Genomic DNA, 14603 nt, shown 5'->3' with positions numbered 1-14603 from the left:
CCCAGCAATTTTGATATAGTTGACTTCAGCAGTTTTTCTAGACCAAGTATCTTACTCTAGCGGAGGGCAAGGTGAAGTGCAACAAAACCTATAAAGGCAAGAGAGGCCGATTCGCTAAGCAAATCGGCCTTTCTTGTAAGGTAGGGGCAATGGCCTTATTCGTATACTTTCACTACGAATACATAGTCACGCAGCTTGCGGATCTGCTGGGGCCGCGAGGTGCCGGCTAACTGGTTAGCCCGCGGCAGGTTGTAGGCCTGTCCGGTACGAGCGGCACTTAAAGAGTCAACTAAGCGCATCAGGTACGATGATTTGGTGGCGAAAGCCGCGCTTTGTACGTCCATCTGCCGGCCACTGATGATACCAATCAGATTGCCCCGATCATCCAGCAGTGGGCCACCCGAGTTGCCAGGGTTTACCGGGATGCTGATCTGATAAAAACCTGTGTCGCCCTCAAAACCCGAGCGGGCGCTCAGCGAACCATCGTTAAACACCAAATCTTCACGCGGGTAACCCAAGGTGTATACCCGCTCGCCTAGCTCCGACTGCCCACGCTTGAAGGAGTAGGGCAGGCGGCCAAAGCCTTTGAACGACTTGTCTTTGATGTGCAGGATGGCTAAGTCGTGGGCCACATCGGTAAACACGGGCTCGGCGCGGAAACGCTGCCGGTCACGGCTTTCAATCAGCAGAGAGTCGGCTCCCTGAATGACGTGGTAGCTGGTTACCAAGTAGCCATCAGCGGTCAGCGCGAAGCCAGTACCACTAAACTTTCCTTGGTTGACGGCCGGAGTGGCCGGGGTACCAATTTGATTGATGGCTTTGTTCATCACGCGCTGTGTGCGCTTGATGCGGTCTACCTCGCGGCGCAGCGTAGCATACCCATACAAAGAGGGTTGCTGGCGGGCTTTCCACCATTCCATGCCTAGCAGCGTGGCAAACACCGCCATTACTGCTACCGACGCGGCCACCATCATGGTAGCGCGGTGTGAGCCCCAAAACTGGCGCAGCTTCTCCTCGGTGCGGGAAATGCGCAATGCCGGCCGTGGTGCTTCTCCCGAGGAAAAAGCCGGAGCCATTCGTTCCGCCGGTGACAGGCGTACGGCTTGCTCCGCGTCCATATCAGCCTGAATGGCGTTCAGCTTGCGGCGCAATGCCAAGCGCTGACCATAGGCCGTGAGCGTGCCAGTCAGGGTTTCGTAGTCGCTGAGGCGCCGGGCCAGGTCAGGGTCCATTGCCAAGCGCCGCTCCAGGTCGGTGCGCTGAGGCGCGGCCAACTCACCCGAGCGGTAGGCGTCAAATAAAGCGTAATAATCAGCTTCGGTTTTCATCTTGGTAGGGCGGGTGGGTGGTCCCGCGTAATCCTAGCTATAAGAACAGGCGGTTAAATAAGCGGTGGCTGCACCAGCGCCGATTGGCCCTGGTAGCATGCTCTGGCTTATCAACCCAGTTCTTAGGTTTCAAATTCCTGGTACTGGTTGAAAAACAGCTTTTTAAGCCGCACCAAGCATTTGTATTTTTGATTCTTAGCGTTGTCGGCATTGGTGTAGCCAAACTCCGCCGTAAGCTGCTGCATCGACTTATCGAGCAGGTAAAAGCCCTCTAATAGGGAACGGCAAGGCTCCCCAATGCGCTCGAGCGCCTCGGCCATAGTGGCAAAGCGTCGGTCGCGCTCCTCCGCCAACTCTAAGTCAGCTTCGGCGCCGGTTTCGAGGTAGGGTTCGTGGTCATCGAGACGACCGCCGAAGCGGGTTTTCTCGGTGAGCCGTTTGAGCCACAGACGGCGGCACACTGCGTAGAGGTACGTTTTGATTTGGCAGCTTAGCTCCAGGGAGCCATCACGCACCTTTTCGTAAAATACCATCACGCCCTCTTGGTACACATCCTTGGCTTCGTCGTCGGTGCCGCTGTTTTGCAGCACGTAGTGCGAAATCATAGGGAAGTGCAGCCGGTAGAGCTGCGCCAGCGCCCGGTCGTCGCCGCGGCGGATAGCCGCCACAAACTCCTCATCGGTGTAGGAAGGTTGTCCCTTACCCATTCGCATCGTTGATTAATACATGAGCCCCCCGTTGGTAACCCGACAAAAAAATATTTTCTGCAGTTGGGTTACCATTCATGCCGGACGGTATAAAGGGCGTTTTTCGGACTAAATTTTCCAAACCTACTACCAAAAATGAAGAACCTTCTGAAGGTATCCGCTCTGGCCGTTGTATTCGCTGCTACCCTCGCTTCTTGCGGCGAGAACAAGCCTGCTGAAACTACCACCGCTACTGAAACCAGCACGGTAGAAACTACGGCTACGGACACCACGGCTGCCGCTGCAACCACCGACACCACGGCTGCTGCTACTACCGCTGCTCCTGCTACCACCGAGGCGGCTCCTGCCACTACGGAGGCTACCACCACCACGACTACCACCGAGCAGAAGTAATTGCACCTGGCCTAGGCCAGTTAGCTACTTAACTCAGTAAAAAGCCCGAATTGCTGCAAACAGCAATTCGGGCTTTTTCGTTTATGTACAAGCAGAGCAGGTAAATTGTTCAGTTTCTGGAGGGAGGGCACGCCTAGTTCTGTTGGCAGCGGAAGAGAAGGTGCTGGCAATCAAGTTGTCTTGTTGCCCGTTTGATTTTGCCGTGGCCTACAGCTTTTCTTCCAGCCACAGTAGGCCAGCCCCTAGCAAAAACAGGCCGAAGCCCCACCACCTCGACCAGGGCTGCGAACTGGTAGTGGCCGCTACTGCTGGCCGAATACGGGCTTGCGTTTGCGCTTGCCATTGCGCGGCCGCCTGCTGCCGTAGCTGCATTTCAGGCCCCCGCCATTCTTGCGAACCAAAGACGTAAAACCAAGCGGTAGTGCTCCCGCTGGTTGCTTGGTGCCAACCACTGGTGCTAGGCCAGTAGGTGCCCTCAGCCCACTCCGGCACCCGGGCATCTTGCTGCAAGGCTACGCGTGCCGACTGACCCGTAGGCGCCCGAACGGTAATCGGCGTCAACGGTAGGCCTGTGGTCCGAAGGGTGAGTGGGGCGTTAGGGCGGGGCCAAGCATCCTGGGGCAGGATAGTTGGTCCGGGCGCTACGGCCGGTGCCACCGCCGAGAGCAGATGGCTCCAGTAGGCCCCATACACAGCCGGGCGACCTTGCAACATCCAGGGGAACGTCTCGGAAATGGTAGCTACTACCACCTGGCCTAGGCCTATCCGGCGGGATGCGGCTACCAGCTGGCGACGTTGGGTAGTAACAAGAGCGCGTAGGGCAGGGGCAGGGCGCAACGTAGCCGGCACCACGGCTTTAGCGGGGCTAATCTCGGCCCAATAAAGCTCTTGGGGCTCCTGCGCTGACTTGGTTGGCTGAAGCTCCAGCACAAAGTCGGGGCGGGCGGGTAGGGCGCGGGGCAGCAGGGCAGCAGGATCAGCCAGCAGCAGGAGGCCACTTTGCCCGTTACGCAGAGCTGCTTGCAATACTCCTGTCTCCGCGCCAGAAAGCGCCGTTAAGCTGGTCGCGTCAGTCAGAACAACATCTGTGCGGCTTAGCAGCGCAGGGGTAAGCCGCCCGATTTCTGCCGCTGGTTGGTTTAGAAATTCTGTTTGCGTGAGGCCCCGGCTAAGACCCACGCGCAACGCCACCGAGTGCCCCTGCCGAGCCAGATATTCCTTTAGAAAGCGAAACTCAAAAGAGGGCGAGGCTGCTAACAGCAGAATCCGTAGGGGATGGGCCGCAACTACCGTGAGCGGCAGAGGCTCCGGGAGCACGCGTAGGCCACTGTTGGCGGCAGCTCGGGCATCAAGCTGATACACAGCCCGACCCTCCGTTTTAGGCACAAACTGCAAACGAAACGCACCGTGGCCAGCCGGCAACTGCACGGAGTCGCGTAAGCCACCGGCGGCCCGCAACCGAACCCAAACGGTCCCAGTAGCTTCCCTCGTGGTCAGGCTTCCTTCTACTACCCACGGTTTTCCGACCTGAGTTGTACGGGCCCAGCCAGCCAGCCGAAAACCCGCTCTTGGAGCAGAGGGGTGCATGAGCAACCGAAGATCCCCAAGCTCCGGTAGGTCGGCGGCAGGCAAACCCTGCCCCAGTACGTGTAAGCGCTGCAGACCAGGAAGGCGCTGACGCAGGGCCGCTAGGTTGCTTAGCGTGGGCGTGTCGGGAGAGGCGGTAGGGCTAGTATAGCGCCAAAACCGAGTGCCGGGGCCTAGCTGCCGCAGCAGGTGGCGTAGGGTGTCGGGAGAATACCCATCCGTGAGAAGTAGCGCTTCGGTAGTGCTAGTGCGCAGGGGCTGACTTGGGGGGAATGCCAACAGCCACAGCCCAGCTACGGCTAGCAAGCTGGCCACTAAGCGCCACCCGCGACGAGCCCGATTGGAGCGGCGCAACGCCGCTACGCTCAGGCCTATTGCCAGCAGTACGCAAAGCGCTAGCACCAACAGGAACGGCAGCAGCGGAGTGGGGAGCGAATACGTCATGCGGAGTCAGGAGGCTTACTGGCTGAGTTGCTGAAAATAGCGGCGAGCCAGTCGGTTGGCGCCTGGGAGGCGCTGCGGAGCCGGAGTGGCCGCGGGAAGCAGATCGGTTAGAGCTCGTTCAATTACTGGGAGGGCGGCAGTGGGCAAGGGCCGCTGCGCCCGTAGCGCCGCACTGGTTTCGCGTAGGGTGCGCAACGCCACGAGGTAGCGGCCAGGCTGCTGCAGGGCTGCCCGGGCCAATTCGCCACCCGCTTGGTCAAGAGCTCCCGCCGCCGCTGGCCCGGCGGGCTGACCTAGGCGCAGCTGGCCCAGTACTCGCAAGGCAGCGCGCACCGTGGGCTGGGGTAGTGGGCTAGCTGCCTGCGGTTGCTGATAACGAGGAGCTCCGGCCCCGGCCAGGTCGCCGGTGAGACGGATAGTGGCTTCGGGCATGGGCGGGGGCGTGAAACCAGCCTTTTTCACATAGGCGCGGGTTTGCTGCTGCACTTGTTTGAGTAGGCGCAGGGCACGATACTCGTAGGGCAACGCTTCCTTTGGCCGACCAGTACGCAGGTGGAGCTCCGCATCCCACATCTGACTGAGTACGGCCTGTAGCTTGGCTTTCACCGCGGGCTCCAGAAAATCGGCTGTTTCGGAGTCGTCGTGGCGGTGCATGTAGGGTTCCATCAGTTCCGCGGTGCGGTTTTCGCTGGCCGTAGCGTTGGGGTTAGCAGGCGCGTGGCCGTGGTCGTGGCCGTCTTGGTCGTGGTGTTCTTCCGTAGCTGCCGCGGCGGGCTTGTCCTGGGGAGCATGGTCTTCAGCCACCACCGAACCCAGGCCCGGCTCTTCTTCCTCAGGCTCTGCGGTAGGAGCATGAGCCGTTGCGCCGATGTTACCTTCCGACTCTTCACCCAAAAACTTGCCGTAACGCATGCGCAGAATCTTCTGGTCGAAACCAATGGCATTGCTGCGCTCTAGCAGCGTGGCCGCCGATAAGCGAGGTTGCTCTGCCAGAAGCTTTTCGGTGTCGATGATAATCTGGCGTTGACTGCGGAAATAAGCGGGTGCGCTTTTTACCCCCATAGATACATCCAGGGTGCTCTCCTGCACCGTGGTATCTTCCCACTGCACCAAGTACGTATCGGTGCGGGTCATGCGCTGCTGGTTGTCCCAGGCCTGCACGTAGAAGTACACCTCGTCGCCATAGGTAAGGCCTAGATTAGGCAGCCGGAGCTGATGGCGCAGGGTTGCCTGGGTAGGCTGGCCGCGTAGCCCCGAGCTGAGGTCTGTTACTACTTCTTTGAACTTCACGGCTTCGCCCTGGCCCTGGGCCACGGTGGCCACCAGGCGGGCGCGGGCTAAGCCGTAGTCATCTCGCGCGGCTACTTCTACCGCTACCTGAGGGGGGCGCCCAAACTCTACTAGGGTATAGGCCTTGGGCGTTACTACACGCAGTACGGGGGCTTGGTCGGCCTGCACCTCTATAGCATAATCATCAGAAGGGCGGCCCGCAAATCGAATTCGGTACAAGACCGAAGCTTGCACTGGGAGCTCCGCCGTAAATACGGTAGGCTGATCTGGGGCGGACCGCATTACTATCCGCCGCGAGCCAAGCTCCAGCACGGGCGGGGTATCAGCTGCCCGACTTACTTGCACTTTCCACCGTACCCTGCTGCCCTGTGGACACTGAAACGAGGGCTGAGCCGCCGCGTAGACCACTTTACGGGTGTAGGCAGGGGGCGCCACCCGGATGCGCGTTGTGAGTACCCGGGCCGGCGCAAGTTTGCCGGGGGAAGTTGGTGCCTCCTCGAAGTGTAGCTGCAGGGCGGGCGCTGCGGCTTGCGAGTTACCCGGAGCTGGGCGCAGCCACCACAAGCTAGCTGCCGCTAGCAGTAGTGCCGCCGCTAGAATTACGGGCCGTTGAAAAGCCACGGGCAACAGCGGGGTATTTGCCGTCGTCTGCAAGGCCTGGAGTCGCTCTGCCACGCGCTGCTGCTGAAAGCCAGCCAGCAAGCTTAGCTCAGCGGGCGGTAATAGAAGTAAGCCTGTGCTGTCTTCTAGCTCTGGGTAGCGCCGGTCGAGGAAACGGGTGACGGCAGATACATCAGTCTGGGAAAGGCGAACGAGCTGCCAGGTAAGCCAGCCCACAAGCAGTACTATGCCGCATACAGCCACCCAGCGGAGGGTAGGCCAGTAGGCGGCAGCTATGCCTAGGCCTAGCAACGCCGCCACCGTGGGCAGAAGCAAGATTAGGGCCCGCCGGGTTAGCCACCTCCGGCGCAAGTTGTGGAGTAATGCGGTGGCCTCAGAAACCGGAAGAGTAGCTACGGTATTCATACTGACGCGGGAACAGAGTGAGCACTACGTCGGGCGGCCAACCACCGCTCTAATCCAAATAATATCCCTGCGGCCAGCACCAGCCACGGCGTGTAGTCGTGCACGGGGCCGCGCTCGGTAGGCAACGGGATAGCTGAGGTAGAAGCAGCAAGGCTGGTAGGCGATACTAGTACCTGGGCAGGGTCTAGTACCCGCAGGTCGGGCAAGGCCGAGCCTGCCGTTGCGCTAGGCCACAGCAAGGGTAAGAGCTGAGCTGGCAGCTCCGGTGAGTCAGCCAACCCACTCCAAGGCTGCGTTAGGCGGGTGTGCAAGTGATAAAGCCGACCCTGGCCGAGGGGCTGAGCTGAAAGCAAACTGCCACCCTGCGCATCTTGCCAAAGAGCCCACCCCAACCGAGGTACGGGAAGAGTATCGTGGCGCTGAATCTGGACAGGAGCACTCTCGGCCCAGGCAACATGAGTAGCTGCCGGGGCTCCTGGACCAGCGGCTTCCTGCCACAGGTGCAGGCCCTTACGAACTCGTTGTTGCCACTCCGTCGGCACCGGCTCCGCCCGCAGCCAAAACAGCCACGCCAAGGAGTCGGAAGAAGTAGGCAGGGCAGTAGAAACCGTTAGGCGGGGTGCTACCGGTGCCACGGAGCCAGCGGCTTGCAACGCCGCCCGCAGTACCCGGGCATCGGCTGCGTGAGAAGCATCATAGCTGATCCAGTAGTGGCTGGGGCCGGTCTGAACTGAAACGGTACGGAGACCTCCCGGATTCTTGATCTGCAAGGTTGCTTTTCCGGCCACCTCCTGGTAGCGCACCTCGGCCGGTGCCGGCAGCACGCGCAGAGCAGAACCACTAGCCGGGTGGCCTAGGCGCACACGCCGGAAAGATGTACCCGTTTCGGTGCCGTGCGCGAGTAGTAGTAGCAGACTGTCGGGGCGCGGTTGCCAGGCGGCCACCACTTCTACTACAGAGTCGGTAGCAGTGGGGGTAGGGCGCCAACTAACATTGGCGGGCAAGGTAGGGCGGGTACCGCGGAAATTGTGCAACAACAGGGGCGCAACTACTACCAGCGGCCGGTTCGGAAACGAGTCGGCTGCTTGCTGCACCTGAGCCCAAGTATTGTCAGTGTCTGAGTGGCCTAGAGCAGCCAGGGTATCGGTATCTGGGGCGGTTGCCATCTGGCCTGCCAGTCGAGCCTGTTGAGCTTCCGGAGCAATTATCGGCAGCCCCGGACGGAGCTCTCGCAGCTCATAACCGCGGCGCAGCAAAGAATCGAGGGTAGGGCGGAGGCTGCGCACAGCTTCAGGGGAAGCCGCGGGGCTGAGCAATATCTGGCCGCGCCGCGCCGGGGCCGGGCTGCGCCAACTTGGCTCGGCCAACGCCAATGCCAAGAGGCCTAGAATAGCTATCCGTACCAACAGCAGCGGCAGACCCTCGGGTTTTAGGCTGCGCAGGCGTCGGTTGGCGGCGGCCTCCAGCCAGCGCAGGCTGCCTACTTGCACCACCCGCCCCGGCCGCCGGTTCCAGAGGTAAATAGCCACCGGCACGAGCAAGCTCAGCAGAGCTAGTAGGCTGGCAGTAGGGTGTTGAAGGTAGAAAGCGGGCAAGCTGTAAGACGTATGAAGTGAAAGACTAACGAGCGAGGAGAGGTAGGGGTGGTCTTTTACAAGAGTGGGTGCAGAGTTGGGCTGTAGGCCAGTAATCTATAGTCACAGACACTAGATGAACTGTTAGCGTTGCCGGGAGCTACTGCATCAGGATGATTAGAAAGTTCAGGCAGTTGAGTTCAGACCTGAGTATTTAGGGTTTAACGCCGAGGGTTTGGCTGAATGATGTTACGAGTCCGCGCATAGCCGTGTCAATACCACGGGCGTCGCGCAAAATTCGAAGGCGGGGTAGACCTTTAGCAGTGTAGTTTGCATCGGCTGCCAGATCGAGCTCAACAGGAGTGCGCGTTGACTGTGCTTCTGCCGTACTAATGCGGGAGGTCATATGTTGGTTAGCCCACTCAGCTAAAGCATCGGCTACCTGTCCACCTGAGCTGCTCGAAGTTGCACTCGTAATCAGGTTGCGAGGGTAGCTCAGGTCTGTAAATTCATAGGTGCAGCTGCCATCTATAAAGCGTAGGCAGAACAAGAAATTTACAAGGAAGTCGCGGGCTTGTAAGCCCTCAGTTAGAGGGCCGTGAGCAAGGGTTATGGCTCGCCCGATTAGCACGCCGCGAGCGGGGTCGGAGAAGTGAATCACTTCTCGCGAGTCCTCAAACTGGCGAGCAATCCATTCCTGCGTACGCCCATACAACTCAGCCGCAGGCACGCTTGGTACCGACAATGTGCCGCGGTACGAAATGCGATGAGTAACGCTGTCGAGCGGCAGACCCATAATCCTCCGGCGAACTGTTGTTTGGCCCTGGGCATGTGCTGCCAAACTCAGCAATAAAATCCACAAAAAATGTTTCATTCTAATGTGTGTAAAGAACTGATAAGGAATAGGTAAGAGTTTTGTAATCTCCTTAAATTATCTTGCCCCGGAGGCGCAGAAACTCCCGCATGCCCTGGTCGAGGGGGGCGGCAGTGTTAAGCTGATAGTAGTCGAAGCCCTGGCGGCGCGCCTGGGAGGCAGTGTTGCGGAGCCACTCCTGCAGGTGTTGTTGCCACACCTGACGCTGCTGATCGGCATCGAGCTGCAAGGTGCGGCCAGTTTCCAGGTCCTCGAAGGTTACGGCCCCGCGGTACGTGAACTCCACCTCATTGCGGGCCAGCAGATGCAGCAATAGCACCTCCCCGCCCGCCGCCCGCAGGCGCGTCAGCAAGCGCCCAATTTCTTCATCCTCCTCGTATAAGTCGCTCACGCAAATAATCAGCGAGGGCTGGCGGCGCGCCGTAAGCGGGGCCAGCGTAGCCGCATCCGGAAACTTGCCCGCCGCCTGCACATTCTCCAGCGCATGGTAGAGGCGCGACTGTTGGCGGGCATCAGCGCGGGGCGGCAGGTGCTGTAGGCCACTCGGGTGCAGGATGGTCAACGCCACGGCGTCGCCTTGCTGGGTGGCTACGTAGGCCAGGGCGGCACAGAGTAACCGGGCGTAGTCGAGCTTGGTGAGGCCGTTGTCGTCGCGGTGGTTCATGCTGGCGGTGGCATCCAGCACTAGGTGCACCGTCAAGCTGGTTTCCACCTCCGACTCCCGCAGGTAGTAGCGGTCAGAGCGTGCGGCCAAGCGCCAGTCGAGGCGGCGCAGGTCGTCGCCGGGCTGGTAGGGGCGGTACTGGCTGAACTCCATGCCGGCCCCGCGCCGCCGGCTCAGGTGGTGACCGTGCAACAAGCCCTCGGCCGCCTGGCGCGCCGCCAGCGAGAGGTTTTGGAGTGCATGTAAGTGTTCAGGGGTCAGCATAAGAATTCAGTTACCGGTTGCCAGTTGTGCGTTGCCCGTTCCAGTGTAGCCGAGGGATACTAGCAACGCATGCAGCGTGCTACACATGAACGGCTTTCAGCAGGGCCGCTACCGCGTCGTCGGGAGTCAGGTTTTCGGCTTCGGCGTTGAAGTTTAGCAGCACACGGTGGCGCAGCACGGCGGGGGCCAGCGCCCGAATGTCTTCCAGTGTAGCGGCAAACCGGCCTTGTAGCAGAGCCCGGGCCTTGGCGCACAAAATCAGGGCCTGTCCCGCACGGGGGCCCGCTCCCCAGCGGCCATACTCCTTAATAAAGGCTACCTCCGAGGTGGCAGGCCTAGTAGCCCGCACCAGCCGGTTCACAAAGTCCAACAACTCCGGGCTGATGCTCACCTGGCGCGTCAGCACCTGCAACTGCCGCACATCTTCGCCTCCCAGAATGGGGCGCACTTCGGCACGCACGGCGCCCGTAGTGCCGCTCAACACGGCCAACTCTTCCTGCTCGGTGGGGTAGCCGATGCGCACGTACAGCAGGAAACGGTCGAGCTGAGCTTCCGGCAGGGGATACGTGCCCGACTGCTCAATGGGGTTTTGGGTAGCCAGCAGAAAGAACGGCTTGGGCAGCGCGTGTTCCTGGCCGGCGTAGGTTACGTGGCCCTCTTGCATGGCTTCTAGCAAGGCTGCCTGAGTTTTGGGGGGCGTCCGGTTGATTTCGTCGGCCAGCACTAAGCTGGCGAAGATGGGACCTTCGTTGAACTTGAACGAACGGTGACCAGTACCGTGGTCTTCCTCCAGCACCTCGGTGCCCAGAATATCAGTGGGCATCAGGTCAGGGGTGAACTGAATGCGCCGGAAGGGCAGGTCGGTGGCTTGGGCCAAGGTGCGCACCAGCAAGGTTTTGGCTAGGCCAGGTACGCCCTCTAGCAGGGCATGGCCCCCAGCCAGCAGGGCCACCAGCACCTCATCCAGCACTTCTTGCTGGCCTACAATTACTTTCCCGATTTCCTGTTTGAGCTGCGGTATTTTCTGAAGGAGGCGAGTTACGTCTTGTTCGGTCATGTGTCTGTTGTTTCCGCGAATTTCCACGGAGGAGTGCCAGGAGGAAAAAGGGTAATCTGTTGGATCAGGCGGTTAGCGCATACAGCAAAATATTCACGCCGAATTTGGTGTTGTCTTCGGCCAGGAAGCGCTTGTTGCGGAAGTCGTAGTCCCACTCGCAGCCGTAGTCTTTGTTGGAGTAGAGCACCCCGAGGCGGCCGTTGATTTCGATGCCCTTGAGGTAGTCGTGCACCAGGTCATCACCCCAGCCATTGAGCTCGAAGCCCGTGTTGGGCGGGCCCTCCGGAAACTTGAAAAATTGCGAGTAGATAGGATGCGTTTTGGGTAGCTTTTTGAGGGCCGAAGCCCCGAAGCACACGCGCATCTGCTCCTCGAAAGAGCGGGCAAAGAGTCCGTCGATGTCGTGGTTGCAATCATCCACAAACACGAACCCGCCCCCACGCACGTACTGCTCGAAGTTTTTGCGCTCGGCCGCCGAAAATTGCACTAGCCGGTGCCCCGAGAGGTAGCAGAACGGGTAGCGAAACAGCTCCGGCGAATCGAGCGCCACGACCTTTTCCTTGGGGTTGACGGGCACCTTGGTGTATTGCACTAGGGAATGCAGCAAGTTGGCGGGCATCCGCTCATCCACGGCGTCCCAGTCGCCGGAGTGGTATTGCAGACGCACGAAAGTGAACGAAGCGGGCACAGAATGGAAGGTAGAGACCGGGAAAGGACGCGGAACGAAACAGTAAGGTGGCTTAAGTAGGCGAGTAACTCCGAAATATTAGCCTCCAGCGGAGGAAAAAACTCTTTTCCCTGGCTAGCAAACGTATACTTAGGGGTGGGTTTTTCGTTAGATCCAAAAAAATCTTGTTTAACTACCCTGCACCGTTGCGCTATGAAACAAACCCTCCTGTTCGTGCTGGCCTTGCTACTGGCCGCTAGCACTGCCCACGCTCAGCTGGGCGTGAAAGCCGGCATCAACGCCGCCGTACTCGATGGCCAGGACCTAGGAGCCACTTCCACCAAGTACAAGACGTATTACCACGCGGGTATTTTTTACGAGGCTAAGCTGCTAGGCCCCCTTTCCATTCAGCCCGAGCTGCTGTACTCCCTGCAAGGCGCGTCATTCAAAGACAACTTCAGCAACTACGACACCAAGTTGCACTATCTGAATGTGCCCGTCTTGGCCAAGGTGACTATTGGGCCTGTGTTCGTGGAGGCTGGGCCGCAATTTGGGGTATTGCTTCGGCAGGAAGCGGATGGCAAGCTGAGCACCTCGGCTTCTGGCAACGGGCCGTACAGTGACTATAAACGCGGCGACCTAAGCCTCTGTGCTGGTGGCGGCCTCAAGCTGGGCAACCTACTGATAGGAGGCCGTTTCAATGCCGGCGTCAACGACATTAATGACGTGAAAAACATCAGTGGCACCAACGACCCGCGCCTCAAAAACCGCGTGATACAGGCCTACGCCGCCCTGCAGTTTGGCAAGTAGTGGCCTAGGGTAGTGGCCATGGGATAAACATGCTGCCGGATAAGTAAGCGAAGAATAGCCCACGGAAAAGCGGCCTAGGCCACTTTCAGTAAAGGTAACGGGCAACGCAAGTATTGCTCTTGCCTGTGTAATGCACTTCCTAATTACACAGGCAGAGGTGCCTGTTCGGCCGGCAGTGGCAGTACTGCATTCGCCATTGCCTTAAGGTCTAGGTCTGGCACGAAACCATCACATACAGTCAGGACGCTAAACAGATAGCGCTTCAACTCTTCAGGAACGGGCTGCTCATGACGCAGAGCGGCCTGCACCAAGTGCAGGGACAAGTCAGCCAACACGAATTGCTTGCGGGTTGTAGGGTCTGTTGTTGCAACTGCCGCAGACTCTGTGAGGGCGTGCGCTTGCCGAACGAGGTCGAGAATAGCGTCTTGCATGGGTAGAAAGGTACCCCATAAGGAAAGCTGAGCGGTCATTTCAAGGACGCGAAAAACATGATGTAGGCTCTAGGCTAGGCTATCTGTCAAGTTGCTCGCATCCTCAGAACGACCGCGTTGCTTATACTGCGTCGGAGAGGCTGGTGAAGGTAAAGTCCCGAATTTTAAGCGGGGGCACCAAGTTGCCGCCCAGCCGTTGCGGGCGCCCGATGGCCTCAATGTTATTGAGCATAATCACGGGGCTTTCGTTGAAGCGGAAGTTCTTCACCGGGTGCTTGATCTTGCCGTTCTCAATGTAGAACGTTCCGTCGCGGGTGAGGCCGGTGAACAGCAGCGTCTGCGGGTCCACGTCGCGGATGTACCACAGGCGCGTCACTAAGATGCCTTTTTCGGTACTCTTGATCAGGTCTTGCACGCTTTGCGTGCCGCCTTCCATAATGAAGTTGCCGGAAAATGCCGTAGGCTCAACGCCGTTCTTCTGGGCCCAGTAGCGGGAGTAGTACAGGTTCTTGACCACGCCCTTCTCCACCCAGTTCATACGCTTCACCGGCAGGCCCTCCCCGTCAAACACCGAGCTAGGCGCCTGGGCATTGAGAGGATCGGAGTAAATGCTGATGCGCGAGTCGAAGAGCTTTTCGCCCTTGCGGTTACCGCCGCCCTTTTTGCTCAGGAAGGAGCGGCCTTCGTCAGCCTCGCGGGCCCCGAAGGAGTAGATCAGGTTGTTAAGCAAGCCCTCATCCGAAACCAGGGCCGCAGGCTCCAGAATCACGGTATACTTGCCGGGTTCCAAAGCTTTGGCGTTGCGCGAACCAGCAGCCTTGTCTACTGCAATCTGGGTCAGGGCCTTGGCGTTGAACTTCGAAACGTCGGTAAAGTCGGCTACGGCATAGCCCGAGCCGGTGCCGTCGGGCGTGCGCACCGTCACGGAGAAGTCTAGGCCGGTGCTTTGCTGGTAGGCCTCGAGGCCCTTGCTGTTGCGCATGGCCTGAAAGTAAGCGCCGTCTTCGAGGTAGCCAGCAGCCGTTAGCTGTTTGCCTACCGCTAGGCCTATGCTGTCGGCAGCCACCTGGGCCCGGTAGTCGGGCTTGATGGCGGCGGTGCTAGCTGCATAGCTAACGGGCGTGAGGTACTGCTGCGGCCCCAGCAGGGGCATGTATTCGGGGTCTTCGGGGGCAAGGCGGGCAATTTCCTCGGCCCGCTGCACGCAGCGGCGCAGGGTGGCATCGTCGAACTGGTTGCAGGTAGCCACGCCACTGCGCTTGCCGAACCGAGATTCTACCACCATGGAAATGTTGTCGGACAGGCCGGCCGTGCTCACGTTGTTGCGGGCGTAACGGATGTTGCCCACCGTGCGCCCGTTCAGGTTGGCCTGGCACTCGTCGGCAGTGCTGAAAATCAGCACCTTCTTCAGAATAGCTTGGGCTTCGTCTTTGGAAAGTATCGCCATTTGATGAACTGATTTCTGATGTGGAGACGGGCTGCCTCAC

Annotated in this window: 13 protein-coding genes; 2 read left to right on the top strand and 11 right to left on the bottom strand. The window is 59.5% G+C overall.

Annotated elements, in window-relative coordinates:
• Positions 1-155 precede the first annotated feature (155 nt).
• Positions 156-1328 (bottom strand): S1C family serine protease, encoded by a 1173-nt coding sequence (locus EU556_RS19165; RefSeq protein ID WP_135435750.1) that lies wholly within the window; start codon positions 1326-1328, stop codon positions 156-158.
• A 122-nt stretch (positions 1329-1450) separates the two neighbouring features.
• Positions 1451-2035: an RNA polymerase sigma factor gene (locus EU556_RS19160; protein WP_210116097.1), complete on the bottom strand. Its 585-nt coding sequence runs from the start codon at positions 2033-2035 to the stop codon at positions 1451-1453.
• 135 nt (positions 2036-2170) lie between these two features.
• On the opposite strand from EU556_RS19160, the gene EU556_RS26130 reads away from it, so the two are divergent.
• The gene (locus EU556_RS26130; protein WP_167855641.1) at positions 2171-2428 is read left to right on the top strand and encodes a hypothetical protein; all 258 of its coding nucleotides are present in this window, start codon (positions 2171-2173) and stop codon (positions 2426-2428) included.
• 207 nt (positions 2429-2635) lie between these two features.
• On the opposite strand, the gene EU556_RS19150 is transcribed toward EU556_RS26130, so the two are convergent.
• The 7 genes from EU556_RS19150 to EU556_RS19120 form a co-directional block, all read right to left on the bottom strand.
• Positions 2636-4459 carry a hypothetical protein gene (locus tag EU556_RS19150; RefSeq protein WP_135435747.1) on the bottom strand — a complete coding sequence of 608 codons (1824 nt, stop codon included), beginning with the start codon at positions 4457-4459 and terminating at the stop codon, positions 2636-2638.
• A 15-nt stretch (positions 4460-4474) separates the two neighbouring features.
• The gene (locus EU556_RS19145) at positions 4475-6775 is read right to left on the bottom strand and encodes a hypothetical protein (protein WP_135435746.1); all 2301 of its coding nucleotides are present in this window, start codon (positions 6773-6775) and stop codon (positions 4475-4477) included.
• Complete coding sequence (locus EU556_RS19140; protein WP_167855640.1) at positions 6772-8370, bottom strand: BatA domain-containing protein; 1599 nt, start codon at positions 8368-8370, stop codon at positions 6772-6774. The genes EU556_RS19145 and EU556_RS19140 overlap by 4 nt, the downstream gene beginning before the upstream one ends.
• A gap of 193 nt (positions 8371-8563) precedes the next feature.
• Positions 8564-9145, bottom strand: a complete 582-nt coding sequence (locus tag EU556_RS19135; protein ID WP_167855639.1) for a DUF4468 domain-containing protein — start codon at positions 9143-9145, stop codon at positions 8564-8566.
• A 130-nt stretch (positions 9146-9275) separates the two neighbouring features.
• Positions 9276-10151 carry a DUF58 domain-containing protein gene (locus EU556_RS19130; protein WP_135435743.1) on the bottom strand — a complete coding sequence of 292 codons (876 nt, stop codon included), beginning with the start codon at positions 10149-10151 and terminating at the stop codon, positions 9276-9278.
• A 79-nt stretch (positions 10152-10230) separates the two neighbouring features.
• Positions 10231-11208, bottom strand: coding sequence for an AAA family ATPase (locus tag EU556_RS19125; protein ID WP_135435742.1), 978 nt, complete (start codon positions 11206-11208; stop codon positions 10231-10233).
• A 64-nt stretch (positions 11209-11272) separates the two neighbouring features.
• Entirely contained in the window at positions 11273-11896 is a 624-nt protein-coding gene (locus EU556_RS19120; protein ID WP_135435741.1) for a DUF4159 domain-containing protein, read from the bottom strand.
• A gap of 192 nt (positions 11897-12088) precedes the next feature.
• Between EU556_RS19120 and EU556_RS19115 the strand changes: the two genes are divergently transcribed.
• Positions 12089-12685 (top strand): porin family protein, encoded by a 597-nt coding sequence (locus EU556_RS19115; RefSeq protein ID WP_135435740.1) that lies wholly within the window; start codon positions 12089-12091, stop codon positions 12683-12685.
• Positions 12686-12828: 143 nt separating this feature from the next.
• Here EU556_RS19115 and EU556_RS19110 read toward each other — a convergent pair whose 3' ends face one another.
• Both EU556_RS19110 and EU556_RS19105 read right to left on the bottom strand, forming a co-directional pair.
• Positions 12829-13116 (bottom strand): hypothetical protein, encoded by a 288-nt coding sequence (locus EU556_RS19110; protein ID WP_135435739.1) that lies wholly within the window; start codon positions 13114-13116, stop codon positions 12829-12831.
• 121 nt (positions 13117-13237) lie between these two features.
• Positions 13238-14563 carry a TldD/PmbA family protein gene (locus EU556_RS19105; protein ID WP_135435738.1) on the bottom strand — a complete coding sequence of 442 codons (1326 nt, stop codon included), beginning with the start codon at positions 14561-14563 and terminating at the stop codon, positions 13238-13240.
• Between the last annotated feature and the right edge of the window lie 40 nt (positions 14564-14603).

Source organism: Hymenobacter fodinae (genome assembly GCF_004745825.1).
GTDB classification, from domain to species: domain Bacteria; phylum Bacteroidota; class Bacteroidia; order Cytophagales; family Hymenobacteraceae; genus Hymenobacter; species Hymenobacter fodinae.
The sequence above is the reverse complement of the archived record's forward strand: the minus strand, read 5'-3'. Positions and strand labels throughout refer to the sequence as shown.